Raw genomic sequence first — 16,797 nt, forward strand, 5'->3', positions numbered from 1 at the left:
CCTAGGAACAGGTGCGCGGGCAGGCCGTGCAGGGCTCCGCTTCCGGGAGCACGTAGTGGAAGCAGCAGCTGTTGCGCTTGCGCTTCCAGCCTTCGTCGGAGAGGTGCAGCGTCGAGGCGGAGACGAACGGGTACAGCTTCTCCGGCAGGATCAGCGCCGCGTCGGTCACGCCGCCGGTCTCGTCGCCGCAGGCCCGGCCCGCGGCCCAGGCGCCGTACTCCAGCATGTCGGTCGCGGCTGCCCAGAGGGTGCGGCGGCCGAAGCGGACCACCTGGCCGAAGGAAGCGACGAACTGCGCGGCGTGGGCGGCGTAGCGGGCGCGCAGCAGGGCGGCCAGCGCGGCTTCGTTGGCGACGACCGTGGCGGCCGGGTGGTTCGAGGCCGGGTCGTCCGGGAGGCACGCGAACTCGTCGCACAGCACCGAGATGCCGTCCGGGTGCGGGCGGCCCTCCGCGTTGAGGCGGAAGGCGAGGTCGTTCGGCTTGAGGGTCGGGACGCGGCGGGCGGTGTGGAAGAGCAGGCCCGCGATGGTGCCGGGGACGTGCAGGTACCAGCCCATGATGTAGCCGGCGGTGGCCCGGTCGTCGGACTTGCCGTACTGCTCGACCATCCACTCGGCCAGGTCCTTGCGCCACAGGTCGAAGCGCGCAGGCTCGGCCAGCAGGTCCGAGCAGATCGTCCAGTCCGGCGACGGCGTGCCGAACCTGATCTCGGATCCGGCTTGCAGGCGGGCGATGGACTCGGCCAGTGGCGTGAGCGCACGCGGGTTCTGCTGTGAGACCCTCACCGGTACGGTCAACGCAAGTCCAATCTCATCTGAGCAATGAGGCTTGCCTAACCTTACCGAAGATCGCCCCGGTGGCGCGCGTTGTGGTGGCCCCGGTCACACGAGTATCGCTCAACGGTTGGTTGTTCGCGCTGAGCGGACATCGCCCGATCTGTGGAATCCGTTGGTCCCGACCTGCGTTGATGCCGGTGTCAGGGTTGCCCGGACGCCACTGTGCGCTGATGGGAGCCACAGGCCTCGGAACCGCCCACTACAGTGGAGCCACGGTGCCGCGCTCACCAGGGTAGATCGGTGGAGCCGAGGACCGCCGACGCAGCAGTCAGGGAGTGCGAATGTTCGAAAGGTTCACCGACCGCGCGAGGCGGGTGGTTGTCCTTGCCCAAGAAGAGGCACGGATGCTCAACCACAACTACATCGGCACCGAGCACATCCTCCTGGGTCTGATCCACGAGGGTGAAGGTGTCGCCGCCAAGGCGCTCGAGTCGTTGGGGATTGCGCTGGAGGGCGTCCGCCAGCAGGTCGAAGAGATCATCGGCCAGGGCCAGCAGGCTCCGAGTGGACACATCCCCTTCACCCCCCGTGCGAAGAAGGTCCTGGAGCTCTCGCTGCGCGAGGCGCTTCAGCTCGGCCACAACTACATCGGCACCGAGCACATCCTGCTCGGCCTGATCCGCGAGGGCGAGGGCGTTGCCGCGCAGGTCCTCGTGAAGCTGGGTGCCGACCTCAACCGGGTGCGCCAGCAGGTGCTGCAGCTGCTGTCCGGTTACTCGACGGAGAAGGGCGCGTCGGAGTCGACCGGCCGCGGCGAGGGCACCCCGTCGTCGTCCCTGGTCCTCGACCAGTTCGGGCGCAACCTCACGGCTTCGGCCCGTGAGGGCAAGCTCGACCCGGTGATCGGGCGCACCAAGGAGATCGAGCGGGTCATGCAGGTGCTGTCCCGCCGCACCAAGAACAACCCGGTCCTCATCGGCGAGCCCGGCGTCGGCAAGACGGCCGTCGTCGAGGGGCTGGCGCAGATGGTCGTCAAGGGCGAGGTGCCCGAGACGCTCAAGGACAAGCAGCTCTACACGCTCGACCTCGGCTCGCTGGTCGCGGGCTCGCGTTACCGCGGTGACTTCGAAGAGCGCCTGAAGAAGGTCCTCAAGGAGATCCGCACGCGCGGCGACATCATCCTGTTCATCGACGAGATCCACACGCTCGTCGGTGCGGGTGCCGCCGAGGGCGCGATCGACGCGGCCTCGATCCTGAAGCCGATGCTCGCCCGCGGTGAGCTGCAGACGATCGGTGCCACCACGCTCGACGAGTACCGCAAGCACGTCGAGAAGGACCCCGCGCTGGAGCGCCGCTTCCAGCCGATCCAGGTGGGCGAGCCGTCGCTCGAGCACACCATCGAGATCCTCAAGGGCCTGCGTGACCGGTACGAGGCGCACCACCGCGTCTCGATCACCGACTCCGCGCTGGTCGCCGCCGCCACGCTGGCCGACCGGTACATCAACGACCGGTTCCTGCCGGACAAGGCGATCGACCTCATCGACGAGGCCGGCGCGCGCATGCGCATCCGCCGGATGACCGCGCCGCCGGACCTGCGCGAGTTCGACGAGAAGATCGCCGACGTCCGTCGCGACAAGGAGTCCGCGATCGACGCGCAGGACTTCGAGCGCGCGGCCAAGCTGCGTGACGCGGAGAAGCAGCTCCTGGGCCAGAAGGCCGAGCGGGAGAAGCAGTGGAAGGACGGCGACCTGGACGTCGTCGCCGAGGTCGACGACGAGCAGATCGCCGAGGTCCTGGCCAACTGGACCGGCATCCCGGTGTTCAAGCTCACCGAGGAGGAGACCACGCGTCTGCTCCGCATGGAGGACGAGCTGCACAAGCGGATCATCGGCCAGGTCGACGCGGTCAAGGCCGTGTCGCAGGCGATCCGCCGCACCCGCGCCGGTCTGAAGGACCCGAAGCGCCCGTCCGGCTCGTTCATCTTCGCCGGCCCGTCCGGTGTCGGTAAGACCGAGCTCTCGAAGGCGCTGGCGAACTTCCTGTTCGGCGAGGACGACGCGCTCATCCAGATCGACATGGGCGAGTTCCACGACCGCTACACCGCGTCGCGGCTCTTCGGTGCCCCTCCCGGTTACGTCGGCTACGAAGAGGGCGGCCAGCTCACCGAGAAGGTGCGCCGCAAGCCGTTCTCGGTCGTGCTGTTCGACGAGATCGAGAAGGCCCACCAGGAGGTCTACAACACGCTGCTCCAGGTGCTGGAGGACGGCCGCCTGACCGACGGTCAGGGCCGGACGGTGGACTTCAAGAACACCGTCATCATCTTCACGTCGAACCTGGGCACGTCCGACATCAGCAAGGCCGTCGGCCTCGGCTTCACCTCGGGTCAGGACACCGCGTCCAACTACGAGCGGATGAAGAACAAGGTCAACGACGAGCTGAAGAAGCACTTCCGCCCCGAGTTCCTCAACCGCATCGACGACATCATCGTCTTCCACCAGCTGACTCAGGACGAGATCATCAAGATGGTGGACCTGATGATCGCCCGCGTCGAGACGCAGCTGAAGAACAAGGACATGGCCCTCGAGCTGACCGACAGGGCGAAGTCCCTGCTGGCCAAGCGCGGCTTCGACCCGGTGCTGGGCGCCCGCCCGCTGCGCCGCACGATCCAGCGCGAGATCGAGGACCAGTTGTCGGAGAAGATCCTGTTCGGCGAGATCCAGCCGGGCCAGATCATCATCACCGACGTCGAGGGCTGGGACGGCGTGTCCGACGAGCACGACAAGGCGCGCTTCGTCTTCCGCGGCGAGGCCAAGCCGAACCGCGTGCCGGACGCTCCGCCGGTCGACCTGGCAGCCCCCGCGGCCACCGAGCCGCAGGACGCTCCGGCGACCGAGACCGAGTGAGCTAGCTGAGTTCCACGAAAGCGGCCCCCAGGCTTCCTGGGGGCCGTTTTTCGTCTGCGCGTTCGACATTCTCTGCCCAGCGCGACTCTTGAAGTGAGAGGCTTCCGCTGGAGGACACGTGGAGATTCTCGTGATCGTCGTTGCCGTGGCCGTGATCACGGCCCTGGTGCTTCGCGGGCCCAGGCAGGCCAAGGCACGTACGCAGGCAGCGGCCTCACGGACCCCTTCCCTGATGCCCCTCGCCGAAAGCCTCGGCGGCAAGCTGGCCGGTCCCGGCGAGGCGAGCGCGTGGTCTCGGGCACTTCAGCGCGCGCAGCACAAGCCGGGCCTGTCCCTCGAGTTCCACCGTGGACCGTGGCACGTCCGGGTGACCGAGGCCTCCTACGCGCCAGACGCGCTGCTGCCCAACAACCAGATGTCGTTCGAGCACTGGATCGAGGTCGCCACGATTCCCCTGCCACGGCGGCGGGTTCCGCTGGAGTTCTTCACGCTGTACTTCGAGGACGGTTTCGCCCGCGTGGAGTGCGACGGGCAGATCCGGCCCGACGAGCTCGAGTTCCTGGTCGACATGATCCTGGAGACGCTCGACCTCATGCCGGGCGTCGAACCTCGTGACCCCACAACGGTCATCTGACGATCGCATCACTTCCACGACCTGTTCGGCCCGTTTTGCCGCGAATACACGTCTCGTCCTGACACCATGGCGGCCGCTCGGTGATCTAGCCCGAGCGGAGTCCTTGCAGGAGGTTCTTGTGCCGTCGGCGGCGTTCGAGCAGCTGGTCGCTCAGTTCGAGCGGTTCCAGTCCCAGATGCAGCGCGTTGACCAGCAGTTCGCCAACATCGGCGAGATGCAGCAACAGCTGACCGACCTGGAAGCGGTGGCCACCTCGGCCGACCGCGCCGTGACAGTCGTCGCGGGCCCGTCCGGCAGCATCAAGGCCATCCACCTGACCGACCAGGCCATGCGCAGACCACCCCAAGCCCTGGCCGCCGAACTGATGACGACCCTGCAACGAGCCGTGGCCGAAGCCGCGCGCCGCCAGGCAGGCATCGTCGAGGGCGCGATCGGCGACGACATGAAGCTCTCCGACCAGGTCCTGGAAACCCAGTCGCAGCTCTTCGGAATGTCCAAAGAGGAACTCCGCGCCGTCAGGACCGACGAAGCCGCGCCCCAGTCGCCCGCCCCGCAGCGTCCACCGATGCCTCCCATGCCGCCTGCACCCCAAGGCGGCCCGGCCCGGCCTCCCGCACCGCCCCGCAGGCCTGCGCCCGAGCCGCAGGACGACTTCGGCGACCAGAACATCATGCGCGGCAACGCCTGGAACGACAGGTCGCAGCCGCCGCCCACCGCACCGCCCAAACAGGACGGCAAGTTCCTGAACCTCTACGACGACGAGGACGGCCGATGAGCGGGTTCAGCGTCAACCCGGAGGAGCTGCGCGAGTACGCCGGCAAGCTCGACGGCCACCGCGCCACGGCGAGCGCCATCAAGGGCCTCGTGGACCAGGCGGACGTGTCCGACAAGTCGTGGGGCGTGGTGGGTCTGTTCGTCTTCGACAACTACAAAGATCTGCTGAGCGACCTCAAGGACACGTTCCAGGCCATGGAAGAAGGCCTCCAGTCCGGTGCGGACAAGTTCCGTGACACCGCCCAGGGCTACGCGGACCAGGAAACCGCGTTGAAGGCGATTCTCGAAGGCATCCAGGTCGACAGGGGGTAGACGGCATGGCAGAGGAGGACATCGAGGCCGGCGGGGTCAAGATCACCGTTGGTGAGAAGACCACCGGTGAGAAAGCCGTCGAGGCGATCCCGATCTACGGCAACTTCGTCAAGGCGAAGGACGCGATGGGCGACGCCGGCGACACCGGCGGCGCGGCGGCTCTGTCGGCCGAGGGCAGTGCGCTGGTCAGCGGGTTGGTCGAGGCCGGGCAGGGTCTGGTCATGGACCCGCTCGGCTGGTTGGTCGGACAGGGCCTCAACTTCCTGATCAGCGTGGTGCAGCCGCTCGAGGACGCGATCCACTTCGTCAGCGGCGACGGTCCCGCGTTGCAGCAGGCAGGTGAGAACTTCAGTGCCATCGCGACCGGTGTCGCCGAACTGCGCACGGCGTTCGCCGATGACCTGGGGAGCACCGTCCAGACCTGGGGCGGCAGTGCTTCGGAGGCGGCAGGCACCAAGCTCGGGGAGTTCGCCCACGGGATCGACGGCGTCGCAGCCCAAGCAGGAGAACTGGCCGAGCTGCTGCTGATGTCCTCGATGATCATGCAGATCATCGAGGACGTCATCAAGGCGATCCTCACCGAGCTGATCACCTGGCTGATCATGATCTGGATCCCGGCGCTCGCCGCCGCGGTGCCGAGCTGTGGCGCCTCGACGGCCGCTGCCGGCGCCGCGACGGGTGTCCGGGTCGCCACGACGGTCGGCCGGGTGTCGCGCATCGTGGCCAAGCTCCGCGGGCTGCTGACGAAGATCATGGACTTCCTGCGGAACCTGGCGAGCAAGGCCAAGAACCTCGGCACCGCGTTCAAGAAGGCCATGGCGGACAAGAAGGTCACCAGCCAGCAGGCGACCGACGCGCTGGCCGGCAAGACGAAGTGGGAGCGGTTCAGGAGCAACCCGGTCACGCGGATGAACAGCCATGACGGCATCGTCGGCGAGCGGATGCAGAACGGCTTCGGGAAGTCGATGCTCGACGCGGTGGGCAACGAGGCGTTGGCCCAGGTCAACCCGTACCACGAGAAGGGCCTGCGCAACACGTCCATCCAGGAGAAGGCCGCCGAGTCTCGCGACACGGGCACCGACTACTCGAAGCAGCGCATCGAAGGGTTTCTGGACATCTGATGATGGACCATCTACTGAAGTTCTGGCACGGGTACGTCCTCGCCCCGTACGTCCTGACGTGGATCGCGTGCGCGATCGTGTTCCTGGTGGTGCGGCGCTGGCTCCACTTCCGCGGCCACGCGAAGCGACGGGATGCGCAGATCGCGGCGCTGACCCCGTTGGCGCAGCGGCTGGGCGGCAAGGTGCTCGGCCCCGGCGAGGCAGGCATGTGGACGGCTGAGCTCTGCAAGCCGTTCGTGAACGAGTTCTCGATCGCGTTCCGGTCGAAGAGGCAGTTCGACCTGTCGTTGGACTTCCAGCGCGGTCAGTGGCACGTCAGGGTGACAGAGGCGTCGATCCGCTACGACTCACGCGGTTTTGGCGTGCGGTGGCTGCAGGAGCACCGCATCGAGATCGCGACTGCGCGCCTGGCGCCGCTGAAGGTCAGGCGGCCGAACAAGTACAGCATCAACAACGGTCAGCCGTTGTCACCCGGCCAGCTCGAGTCCGAGTGGAAGTCGATCGTCGAGCACAAGCCGGCGACCGTCCAAAGCGACGCCGAGTGGCTGCCGGTGCCGTTGTCGCCGCCCATGGACAAGGAGTTCTCCGCGTACGGCAACGATCCCGCGACGGCCGCCAGGGAGCTGAACTTCGACGCGCTGCACTGGCTCATCGACCAGCAGGAGAGCCTGCCGCTGTGGGCCAAGCGGATGACGCTGACCTTCGAGTCGGGCTTCGTCTACCTGATCGCGTACGACCACATCTACCCCGATGACCTGATGGGCGTGGTCGACACGATCTGCGGGCTGCTCGACCGCATGCCGGGCGCCCGGCCGAGGCACCCCGCCGCCGCAGTCTGAGCCCAACGCGAGGCCGCGCTGCCGACACGGTCAGCGCGGCGTCACGGCATAGCCCGCCAGGTAGGTCTCCTCGAACGGCAGCGGCGTGCCGATGTTCTCGATCACGCCGCTCTCGGGGGGAGAGCGGAAGTGGGTCCGACATTCCGGGACGCAACGGGACGACGCCGCCGACCGTCCTTCAATCGTGGCGACCACACCGGAGACTGACGAGCACTCGGCGACACTGCACGACGTGGTCACCACCGAGGTGAAGCCGCAGAAGAGCGGGTTCGCCACGTTCTTGCTGGTCGTGTGCGCGTTTTTGTTCGTCGCCGCGGCCATGGTCAGGCTGCTCGGCATCGACGGCAACCGGTACATGATCGCCTCGACGTCGTTGATCCCGTACATCACCGTGGTTGGGCTGCTCATCGGGCTGTTGGCGCTCTTGCGCAAGCGGTGGGTGGTTGGGCTCACGATGACACTGGTGGCGGTCGTGCTGGTGGGGACCGTGGCGCAACGGGCGTTCCCGGACTCGCGGCCGAACGGGGTGGGGCAGCCGGTTCGGGTGATGACCTCGAACCTGCTCGTCGGCATCGCGGATGCCGAGGCGGTCGTGCGCGAAGTGAGGAATCGCGACGTCGACGTACTGGCGCTGCAGGAGTTGACGCCCGACATGGTGCGCGACCTCGAACGGGCCGGGCTGAACCAGGTGTTGCCCAACCGGGTCTTCCTGGCCGAACCGGGTGGGTCGGGCAGTGGCATCGCCTCGAAGTTCCCGCTCACGCAACGGAATCTGACTCCGCCTGGCACGTTGCAGCAGGCCGGGGCGCTCGTCGACCTGCCGGGCAGGGACATCGAGGTCGTGTCGGTGCATCCGTTGCCGCCGGTCGTGACGGAAGGGCCGGAGGCGTGGCAGCGCGAGCTGGCCGGGCTGCCGACGCCGGACTCGACCGGCGCGATCAGGATTCTGGCCGGCGACTTCAACGCGACGCTCGACCACGTCGGCCTGACGAGGTTGCTGAACAAGGGCTATGTGGACGCCGCCGACCAGGTCGGCAAGGGGCTGATCCACACGTGGCCGAGCAAGAGCGGGATCTGGCCGCCGCCGGTCACCATCGACCACGTGCTGGTGGACACGCGGTGCCCGGTCGACACGGTGGACGTGTTCGACGTGCTCGGCAGTGATCACCGGGCCGTTGTCACGCAGTTCGTCGTACCCCGGTAGCCGGTTCTTGGTAGACAGGTCGCATGAAGATCCTCGCCATTGCGGCCTTGCTGGGGGGCATGCTTTCGCCCGCTCAGGCCGAGGAACCCACCGTCACCTGTCCACCGTCACCTGAGCCTCAGGACATGCGCAACGAGGCCTATTACCAGTTCGTCATGACGTACAAGTCCGAGTGCGCCGAACCCACGAACTGGGGGACCTACTACCCGGACCTGACCATCTCCTCCGACCAGGTGTCCGTCACGGCGTCGACGGCGCTCGCCGGTGCCATCGCCTCGGTCAGGTACGGCGGCAAGGAGTACATCGGCAGCGGCGGGCACGGCGCCGCGTTCCAGTGGGCCGTGCGGCCGTTCGTCCGGCCGATCGGCGCGTCGGACACGGTGCAGCCCAAGGCGACCGAGTGCTACAACCCGACGCAGGCCGGGTCGCAGAAAGACGACGACGGCAAGACAGCGCCCTACCACTGGCCGTCCACCAGCGCGTTGTCGCAGTTCGAGAAGGTCGGCGGCAGCCGCTACCTCGCGGCCAGCAGGCTCGCGATGTACGTGCCGATTCCGCAGCAGACCAAGCTGCCCGACGACAACTGCAAGGCGACCGACTACCAGCCAGACCAGAGCCCGATGAGCCTCGGCCTTTCGCACTACTGGCTCAACCCGGACGTCAGCGTGTCCGGCAACGTCATCGAGCTCCGCGCCGGGCTGCACGTCGAGGACCAGGAACCCGCCGCGAACGTCGGTGAGGTCCACAGCACGATCGTCGCCTACACCCAGCGCGACTTCACCAAGGAGTACGCGTACCTCAACGGGCAGCTCGTGCCGTTCGACGCCACGCGGTGGGACCACAAGAAGAGTCCGTCGCTGCGCTGCACCGAGAACGGTACCCACTGCCTGGGCATGTACCTGCCGAACAGCCAGACGCGCGAGGACGCGTACGTCTACCTGGAGAGCAGGGCGCCGGACGAGTACACGGCCTGGGGCGGCTCGTACACCATCGAGGCGACGTTCGTGAGCAGGAACTCCCGGCACGTCGACATGCAGGCGTACGCGGTCGTCGGTGACAAGCAGAAGGTCACCGAGACGTTCGATCGACTGAGCTCGCCAGTGCGGTAAGTGCTTCGAGGGCGTTCATCGGCAACGAGACGCCTCGGCCGTGCCTGACGTCGGGTTCGCGGACGTTGATCCGGATCAGCGAGCCGTTGGCGGCTGACGCCAGTTCAGCCTGACGTCGCACGGTCGGCACCGCGGTGCCGGCACCGATCTCGAGCACGACCAGGTTCCGCACGGACCGCCGCCAGGTCGTCAGCGCGTCGAGCTGCGCCTGGCTGCGGTGCGGCACCCAGCCCCAGTCGCCGAACATCAGGATGTTGGGCCGCGCCAGGCCACCGCACGACGGGCACGACGGCAACGGGCCGACCGCGCGCATCGAGTCCGGGTCCACGGTGACGTCGAACGTGCACTCCCAGATCTCGTCGGTGCACGGTTCCACGCACTGGGCGTGGTGGATCGAACCGTGGACCTCGGCGACGTCGGTGAAGCCCGCCTTCTGAAACTGGCCGTCCACATTGGACGTGAAGACGCGCGCACCCCACGAGCGCAGGATCGAGAAACCCTCGTGCGGCACGGTCGCGCGGTACAGGCCGAGCCGGTGGCCGTAGAAGCCCCAGGCCAGCGCCGGATCGTCGGCGAAGTGCACCGGGTCGGCGATCTCCTCGAACTTCAGCCCGAGGCGTTCGTACGGCGGATAGGCCCGCCAGAAGCCCTCGGTGCCGCGGAAGTCCGGCAGTCCCGAGTCGACCCCCATGCCGGCACCGGCGCAGACGAGCAACGCGTCCGCGCCGGCGATCAGCTCGGCGGCCCTGTCGTAAGCCTCTTCGATCACTGCTTGGGCTTGCTCCCCAGCACGACCTCGAACTCCAGCAGGTCGGCACCGGTCGACACCGGCTTCGCCCGCTCACCGGAGTGCGCAGCGGCACCGGCCTGGCCGTCGCGCCACGCCACGAAGTCCTCGTGGGTCTCCCAGTGCGTCACGACGAAGTAGCGGTCCTCGCCGGCGACCGGGCGCAGGAGCTCGAAGCCGAGGAAACCGGGCTGGTCGTCGACCGCGCCGAGGCGGGCGGCGAAGCGCTTCTCCAGCTCGGGGCCGGCGCCCTCGGGGACCTTGATCGCGTTGATCTTCACGACTGCCATGACACCGACTCTAGCGGCGCACACCGACAGGCAGCAGGTACTGGTCTTCCGGGATGCCCGAGCCGCGGAACCACGCCGCGAAGAACCCGTCCAGCTGCTGGCCGGAGGCCTCCTTGAAGTGGTTCTCGAACTCCGGCCACGAGGCGTTCGAGTCACGATGCTTGGCCGTCCACGACCGCAGGGCCTTGAAGAACACGTCGTCACCGACCTGCTTGCGCAGCGCGTGCATCGCCATGATGCCCTTGTCGTAGACGCCCCTGAACTCGTTGCCCTTGCCCATGTCGTAGAGCTTCGGCGCCCAGAACGACGAGCGCGTGCGCAGCTCCTCGATCCGGCCGCGGTAGCGCTCGTCGAGGTTCGTGCCTTCCTTCTCCATCCACAGCCACTGCGAGTAGGAGGCGAGGCACTCGTTCAGGCAGATGTCCGCCCAGTTCGAGATCGTCACCGAGTCGCCGAACCACTGGTGCGCGTTCTCGTGCACGACCGTCTCCAGGTCGGCCCACGACGCGTAGATCGGCCTGGTCTGGGTCTCCAGCGAGAACCCGATCTGGTCGGCCACCCAGATGCTGCCGGCCGCGCGCTGCGGGTACGGGCCGAACCTCGTCTCCAGGTATGCCAGCACCTCGGGCAACCGCGCCTGGATCGGCTTCTTCTGCCCCGATGTGCCGGGTGCGTAGGCGTCCAGCACCGGCGCGCCACTCGGCAGGCGAGAGCGCACGATCTCGAACTTGTCGATCGCCACCGTGGCCAGGTACGTCGCGAGCGGCGTCTCCTCCGACCAGTTGAACGTGGTCCAGCCGCCGTCGCGCGTCACCGGGCCTTCCAGACCGTTCGACACCACCGACCAGCCGTCCGGCACGCGGGCCGCGACCTTCAGCGCCGCCTTGTCGCGCGGGGTGTCGTTGGCCGGGAACCACGTCGTCGCGGAGTGTGGCTGACCTGCGGCGAAGGCACCGCCGGTGGACGAGATCTGCCAGCCGCTGCGGCCCAGCGAGGCGTCGTTGATCGTCGTCGGGTTGCCGCCGTAGGTGACCACCGCGGTGAACGGCTTGCCCTTCGCGAGCGGCGCGGTGGGCGTGATCACCAGCTCGTGGTCGCCCTCCTGCGCGAACTTCGCGGGCTTCCCGCCGACGGAGACCGCGCTGACCGTCAACCCCTCCAGGTCCAGGTTGAAGCGCGACAGGTCAGCAGAGGCGGTTGCGGTGACGGTGGCGACGCCGTCCAGCTTCTTCGAGCCGGGGTCGTAGGTGATCGCCAGGTCGTAGAGCGTCACGTCGTAGCCGCTGTTGCCGTCCGTCGGGTAGTACGCGTCGCCCGCACCCGCACCGGCCTCCACGGCTGCCTGCGGTGACGTCTCCTGGCGTTGCTGCTGTGCCGGGTCGCCGCCAGGCGTGCGGAACACGACGAGCAGACCGGCGACGAGCACGAGCAAGACCAGGGCGATCAGGTACGGACGGGCCTTCATGCGTTTAATCATCCCTGTGTCGGTGGTGGAGTTCGGCGGAACGGGACAAGGCGTGCTGCTCCTGCACGGCCTGATGAGCAGGGCCACCGCCTGGTGGCCGGTCGCGCAGTGGCTCACACCGTTCGGCCGCGTCGTCGGGATCGACCAGCGCGGGCACGGCCGAAACCCGCAGCGGGGACCGTTTCGCACCGAGGACTTCGTCGCCGACGCCGCGAAGGCGATCGAGGACCTCGGCCTCGGACCCGCTGTGGTGATCGGGCACTCCATGGGCGGGCTGCACGCGTGGTGTCTCGCGGCGACCCGTCCGGACCTGGTCCGCGCGATTGTGGTCGAGGACTTCGCCCCGGACAACAGGGGAAAGACGGTCGACGAGTGGAAGTGGCTCTTCGACGCGTGGCCGGTGCCGTTCCAGTCGCTCGCGCACGTCACCTCGTACTTCGGCGCGCCGGTGTTCGCCGAGTACTTCGAGGAACGCGAAGACGGCTGGCACCTGATCGCCGAGATGGACGACCTCTACGAGATCGCCGCCGAGTGGGGCACGCGGGCGTACTGGGACTTCATCGACGAGGTGAAGTGCCCGTCACTGGTCATCGAGGCAGGTCAGGGCGGCCAACAACGCAACCAGATGGCCGAGGCCGCGCGCCGGTCCAACGGCCAGTACCTGTTCGTGCCGGAGGCGGGCCACGTCGTGCACGCCACCGCGCCGTGGGTCTACCGGGGCGCCGTGGAGGCCTTCTTGAGCACGTCGATCTCGCCGGTCTGAGTGTCGACGATCGAGACCTCGCGGACCTTCGCGCGGATCGGCTCGACCGGGAACACCTTCGCGAACGCGGCCTTCATCGCCTCGTCGTCCACGCCCTGGACGAGCGTGCAGTGCGGCACCCAGTTGCCGGGCAGGTAGTAAGCGCTGGGGTTCTTCACATGGCCCGCCAGCACGTCGTGGATCGCCGAATGCACGGCCAGCAGTTCGGCGTCGACCACGGCGGCGAGCATCAGCACGTTGTCGGCCGTCGAGAACGTGCTGAGCATGTGCAGCCAGAGGTCCGGCATCCACAGCCGTTCCAGGTCCTCCCGCAGCTCCTTGCGGACCTTCGGGCCGATGGTGCTCGCGACGGCGTAGGTCAGGTGTGGCGGGTACTCGTGCTTCGCGCCGATGCGCTGCTGCAGCTCGCGGACCTTCTTGTCCGCCTCGTCGTCGAAGAACGCCACGAGCGCGTGCATCAGTGCTCCCCAGGTAGCGCGAACAGGCCGTCCCGCGTCTGCTCGACCAAGCCGTCGTCGAGCAGCGAGACCAGGCACTTCTCTCGTTGGGTGAGGTCGTTCCAGACGAGGTCGAGCTGCGCCTTGGGCACCGGGCCGGGTGCACCCCGCAGCACGTCCAGCAGCTTGCCCCGCACCTGACGATCGGTGCCGGCGAACTTCTGCACTTTCTTCTCCGGCCCCGCGTACGCAGGACGGCCGGCCAGCTGCCACGCGCAGACGTCGTACAACGGGCAGTCGGCGCACTTCTGGTTCTTGGCCGTGCAGATCAACGCGCCGAGCTCCATCAACGCCGCCGAGAACACCGCGGCGTCCTCCTGCGACGAGGGCAGGATCGCCTCGACGTCACGGAGATCGCGCTTGGTCGACGGCGGACCCGCATCGCCCGCACCGTGCACAGCGCGCGCGACGACCCGTCGGACGTTCGTGTCGACGACAGCGCACTTCTGCCCGTAGGCGAACGTGGCCACCGCACGGGCCGTGTAGCTGCCGATGCCCGGCAACGACTCCAGCACCTCGACGTCCGACGGCACGACATCGCCGTGGTCGCGAGCGATGGCCGTCGCCGCCTCGTGCAACCGCAGAGCGCGCCGCGGATAGCCGAGCTTGCCCCACATGCGCAGCACTTCACCCTGCGACGCGGCGGCCATCGCGCTGGGTACGGGCCAGCGCGACAGCCACTCGTGCCAGATCGGTTCCACGCGCGACACCGGCGTCTGCTGCAGCATGATCTCGCTGACCAGCACGCCCCAGGCGGTGCACTCAGGACGGCGCCACGGCAGGTCGCGGGCGGCGGTGTCCCACCAGCCCAGCAGCAACTCGTGATTCATCGTGCGCCATTCTGGCGCACGGCTCAGGCGGCTTGAGTGCCCACCGCGTCGACCTCGCGCAGTTCGCCGGTGTGCACGTCGTAGACGAACCCGCGGATCTTGTCGGTGTGCGGGATGAACGGGCTGCGCCGCAGCCGCGCCATCGAGCCGCGCACGCTCTGCTCGACCACCTTGAACGCCTCGACGGCCCAGGTCGGGCGCAGGCCGGTGTCGGCCTCGAGCTCGTCCTTGAAGTCGTCCTCGGTCACCATCTCGAGGCCGCAGTTCGTGTGGTGCACGAGGAGGACCTCGCGCGTGCCCAGCTTGCGCTGGCTCAGCGCCAGCGACCGGATCATGTCGTCGGTGACGACACCACCCGCGTTGCGCAGGACGTGCGCCTCACCCTGCTTCAACCCGAAGATCTCGAACACCCGGATGCGCGAGTCCATGCAGGTCAAGATCGCCACCTGCAGGGATGGCTTCGCGGACGAACGGTCTCCGGGAACCACGTTCCCGAGCTCGTAGTTCCGCTTGAGCAGTTCGTCGATCGCGGTCATGACTACCTCCATGGCCTACCGGCGGACCTCGCGCGTCGATTGGAACCGGAGTTAGCGGCCGTTCACAAGGGGTTTCCGCTCAATGTCACGTTCAACCGATCGAGCGATGCTCGCCTACCGCTCGATTCCACCCCGTCCGGTTACCTTCGGGCCGTGATCGAGCCCACAGGACCGTTGCCGTCCACTGTGTACTGGCGCCGCCGCCTCGCCGCGATCGCTGCCGCGCTGGTCGCACTGGTGCTCGTGATCTGGATCGTCGGTCTCTTCGGCTCGGACGATCAGCCCGCCCTGCCCACCAACGCGGCCGCGGCGTCCTCCTCGAACCCGCCGCCGAGCATCTCCGAGTCACCCGTCGCGTCGTCCTCCACGACGCCGCCGGCACCGACGGAGACCACGCCGCCGCCACCACCGCCCCCGCCGCCCGGACCGCCGCAGCCGTGCCCGGACGACGCGATCGCGGTCGTGGCGAAGGCGAACAAGCCCTTCTACACCATCGGTGACCAGCCGGAACTGTCGATGGACGTGGTCAACAACGGGCCGGCGCCGTGCATCAAGGACATCGGCCGCCAGCACCGCGAGCTCACCGTGCTGACCGCGGACGGCGCCACGCTGCTGTGGTCGAGCAACCACTGCCTGGCCACGGCCGGGTCGGAGGTGCGGGTCATGCAGCCGAAGGAGCTGTTCAACTTCGGCACGAAGTGGGCGGGCTCCACCTCGAAGCCGGGGTGCGGTGCGCACACCCGGCTGGGGGCCGGCGACTACCTGCTGGTGGCGAAGCTGGCCGGTAAGGCCAGCTCACCCGTTGTCTTCCGACTTGAGAACTAAGGACCGAACCAGCGCTCTTCCGCGCCACCGCGCGGTGCCGCCGAGGTCTTGCCGATGATCAGCTCCGTCGCGAGGTTGACCGACCGCGGCCGGGTCCGCTCGTTCGCGTCGAGCAGCAGCTTGCCCGCCGCCCGGCCCTTCTCCAGCACCGGCTGGCGGACCGTCGTGAGCCCGGCCTCCTCGCCCGGGCGGATGCCGTCGAAGCCGGTCACCGTGATGTCGTGCGGCACCCGCAGGCCGCGCCGGGCGGCCTCGGTCAGCGCACCCAGCGCCAGCACGTCCGAGGTGCAGATCAACGCGGTGACCTGCGGGTCGCGGTCCAGAACCTGAGCCGCGCCGGACGCACCGGAAGCCATGTTGTGGTCGAAGCGCTCGACCACGGGAACCTGCGACCAGTCGACGCCGGCCTCGCTGAACGCCTCGGCCAGGCCGGACAGGCGGTTGCGCTGCACGTGGAAGTGCGCGGCGTGCTGGCGTTCGGCGGTCACGAAGCCGTCGTTGCGGTCGCGCGCGAGGCGCATGCAGACGACGCCGACGCGACGGTGCCCCAACGAGATCAGGTGTTTCGCGAGCTCGTACATCGCGCCGCGGTCGTCGATGCCGACCCGGTCGACCGTGCCGAGGTCGGGCTGGTCGCAGACGACCGTGGGGACCGGACGCTCCAGCACCGCGGCGAGGTGCGGGTCGTCGTCCGGCACCGAGTAGACGACGAAGCCGTCGACGCCGGCGCGGTGGACGGACGCGACGTCCTCGCGTTCGGGATTGGCCGGGACGAGCAGCAGACCGGTGCCCGCGTCCTCGCACGCCAGCGCGAGGCCCTCCAGGAAGCCGATCGCGGCCGGGTCGCGGAACGCGTACGAGAGGTTCTCGGTGAGCAAGAGGCCCACCGCGCCCGCCTTGCGCGTGCGCAACGAGCGCGCCACAGGATCCGGGCCGGGGTAACCCAGCCTTCGGGCCGTGTCCAACACCCGCCGCCTCAGCTCGGGGGAGAGCTGGTCGGGACGGTTGTAGGCGTTGGACACCGTTGTCCGGGAAACGCCCAGCTCAGCGGCCAGAGAGGCCAACGTTGCCGGACGTCGCACATGCATCGACCGCGCCATGAAAGGACCGTAACGGTTCAGAACCAATTC

The 16,797-nt window shown here is 68.2% G+C and carries 19 protein-coding genes; 10 read left to right on the forward strand and 9 right to left on the reverse strand.

All coding sequences use genetic code 11. The features are described from left to right. Position 1: 1 nt before the first annotated feature. Entirely contained in the window at positions 2-787 is a 786-nt protein-coding gene (locus DI276_RS08035) for a (2Fe-2S)-binding protein (RefSeq protein WP_232836520.1), read from the reverse strand. A gap of 332 nt (positions 788-1,119) precedes the next feature. On the opposite strand from DI276_RS08035, the gene DI276_RS08040 reads away from it, so the two are divergent. From DI276_RS08040 to DI276_RS08065, 6 genes are all read left to right on the forward strand, one after another. Next, on the forward strand, positions 1,120-3,681 hold the full coding sequence (locus tag DI276_RS08040; RefSeq protein ID WP_112262635.1) for an ATP-dependent Clp protease ATP-binding subunit: 2,562 nt from the start codon (positions 1,120-1,122) through the stop codon (positions 3,679-3,681). A 118-nt stretch (positions 3,682-3,799) separates the two neighbouring features. Further along, entirely contained in the window at positions 3,800-4,315 is a 516-nt protein-coding gene (locus tag DI276_RS08045; RefSeq protein WP_112262636.1) for a hypothetical protein, read from the forward strand. A gap of 103 nt (positions 4,316-4,418) precedes the next feature. Continuing rightward, positions 4,419-5,090 carry a YbaB/EbfC family nucleoid-associated protein gene (locus DI276_RS08050; RefSeq protein ID WP_332874623.1) on the forward strand — a complete coding sequence of 224 codons (672 nt, stop codon included), beginning with the start codon at positions 4,419-4,421 and terminating at the stop codon, positions 5,088-5,090. Beyond that, positions 5,087-5,401, forward strand: coding sequence for a WXG100 family type VII secretion target (locus DI276_RS08055; RefSeq protein WP_112262637.1), 315 nt, complete (start codon positions 5,087-5,089; stop codon positions 5,399-5,401). Before DI276_RS08050 ends, DI276_RS08055 begins: the two co-directional genes overlap by 4 nt. 5 nt (positions 5,402-5,406) lie before the next feature. Further along, a complete protein-coding gene (locus tag DI276_RS08060; RefSeq protein ID WP_112262638.1) occupies positions 5,407-6,522 on the forward strand; it encodes a hypothetical protein in 1,116 nt (371 codons plus the stop codon). After that, the gene (locus DI276_RS08065) at positions 6,522-7,361 is read left to right on the forward strand and encodes a hypothetical protein (RefSeq protein ID WP_157984580.1); all 840 of its coding nucleotides are present in this window, start codon (positions 6,522-6,524) and stop codon (positions 7,359-7,361) included. Before DI276_RS08060 ends, DI276_RS08065 begins: the two co-directional genes overlap by 1 nt. A gap of 30 nt (positions 7,362-7,391) precedes the next feature. Here the strand turns inward: DI276_RS08065 and DI276_RS51880 are convergent, their stop codons facing one another. Further along, positions 7,392-7,556: a hypothetical protein gene (locus DI276_RS51880; protein WP_232836521.1), complete on the reverse strand. Its 165-nt coding sequence runs from the start codon at positions 7,554-7,556 to the stop codon at positions 7,392-7,394. Here DI276_RS51880 and DI276_RS08070 point away from each other — a divergent pair. Next, positions 7,546-8,565 carry an endonuclease/exonuclease/phosphatase family protein gene (locus DI276_RS08070; protein ID WP_232836522.1) on the forward strand — a complete coding sequence of 340 codons (1,020 nt, stop codon included), beginning with the start codon at positions 7,546-7,548 and terminating at the stop codon, positions 8,563-8,565. The two genes, DI276_RS51880 and DI276_RS08070, sit on opposite strands and share 11 nt — an antisense overlap. A 23-nt stretch (positions 8,566-8,588) precedes the next feature. Next, the gene (locus DI276_RS08075) at positions 8,589-9,674 is read left to right on the forward strand and encodes a hypothetical protein (RefSeq protein ID WP_112262640.1); all 1,086 of its coding nucleotides are present in this window, start codon (positions 8,589-8,591) and stop codon (positions 9,672-9,674) included. On the opposite strand, the gene DI276_RS08080 is transcribed toward DI276_RS08075, so the two are convergent. Genes DI276_RS08080 through DI276_RS08090 form a run of 3 tightly spaced genes read right to left on the reverse strand, consistent with a single transcriptional unit; the run spans position 9,634 to position 12,216 of the window. Further along, positions 9,634-10,440, reverse strand: coding sequence for an SIR2 family NAD-dependent protein deacylase (locus DI276_RS08080; RefSeq protein ID WP_112262765.1), 807 nt, complete (start codon positions 10,438-10,440; stop codon positions 9,634-9,636). The genes DI276_RS08075 and DI276_RS08080 overlap by 41 nt on opposite strands. Continuing rightward, complete coding sequence (locus tag DI276_RS08085; RefSeq protein WP_112262641.1) at positions 10,440-10,751, reverse strand: antibiotic biosynthesis monooxygenase family protein; 312 nt, start codon at positions 10,749-10,751, stop codon at positions 10,440-10,442. Before DI276_RS08085 ends, DI276_RS08080 begins: the two co-directional genes overlap by 1 nt. A 10-nt stretch (positions 10,752-10,761) precedes the next feature. Continuing rightward, complete coding sequence (locus DI276_RS08090) at positions 10,762-12,216, reverse strand: M1 family metallopeptidase (protein ID WP_112262642.1); 1,455 nt, start codon at positions 12,214-12,216, stop codon at positions 10,762-10,764. 16 nt (positions 12,217-12,232) lie between these two features. On the opposite strand from DI276_RS08090, the gene DI276_RS08095 reads away from it, so the two are divergent. Further along, the gene (locus tag DI276_RS08095; RefSeq protein ID WP_232836523.1) at positions 12,233-12,979 is read left to right on the forward strand and encodes an alpha/beta fold hydrolase; all 747 of its coding nucleotides are present in this window, start codon (positions 12,233-12,235) and stop codon (positions 12,977-12,979) included. Here DI276_RS08095 and DI276_RS08100 read toward each other — a convergent pair. The 3 genes from DI276_RS08100 to DI276_RS08110 are packed head-to-tail and all read right to left on the reverse strand — an operon-like array spanning position 12,928 to position 14,842. Next, positions 12,928-13,437, reverse strand: a complete 510-nt coding sequence (locus DI276_RS08100) for a 2'-5' RNA ligase family protein (protein WP_112262643.1) — start codon at positions 13,435-13,437, stop codon at positions 12,928-12,930. The two genes, DI276_RS08095 and DI276_RS08100, sit on opposite strands and share 52 nt — an antisense overlap. Next, positions 13,437-14,306: an HhH-GPD family protein gene (locus DI276_RS08105; protein ID WP_112262644.1), complete on the reverse strand. Its 870-nt coding sequence runs from the start codon at positions 14,304-14,306 to the stop codon at positions 13,437-13,439. Before DI276_RS08105 ends, DI276_RS08100 begins: the two co-directional genes overlap by 1 nt. Before the next feature lie 23 nt (positions 14,307-14,329). Further along, complete coding sequence (locus tag DI276_RS08110; RefSeq protein WP_112262645.1) at positions 14,330-14,842, reverse strand: beta-class carbonic anhydrase; 513 nt, start codon at positions 14,840-14,842, stop codon at positions 14,330-14,332. A 153-nt stretch (positions 14,843-14,995) separates the two neighbouring features. Here DI276_RS08110 and DI276_RS49790 point away from each other — a divergent pair, with 153 nt between their 5' ends. Beyond that, the gene (locus DI276_RS49790) at positions 14,996-15,667 is read left to right on the forward strand and encodes a hypothetical protein (protein ID WP_157984581.1); all 672 of its coding nucleotides are present in this window, start codon (positions 14,996-14,998) and stop codon (positions 15,665-15,667) included. Here DI276_RS49790 and DI276_RS08125 read toward each other — a convergent pair. Beyond that, positions 15,664-16,767: a LacI family DNA-binding transcriptional regulator gene (locus tag DI276_RS08125; RefSeq protein ID WP_112262648.1), complete on the reverse strand. Its 1,104-nt coding sequence runs from the start codon at positions 16,765-16,767 to the stop codon at positions 15,664-15,666. The two genes, DI276_RS49790 and DI276_RS08125, sit on opposite strands and share 4 nt — an antisense overlap. Positions 16,768-16,797 lie beyond the last annotated feature (30 nt).

Origin of the sequence: Lentzea terrae (genome assembly GCF_003265345.1) — a bacterium.
Classification (GTDB): domain Bacteria; phylum Actinomycetota; class Actinomycetes; order Mycobacteriales; family Pseudonocardiaceae; genus Lentzea; species Lentzea terrae.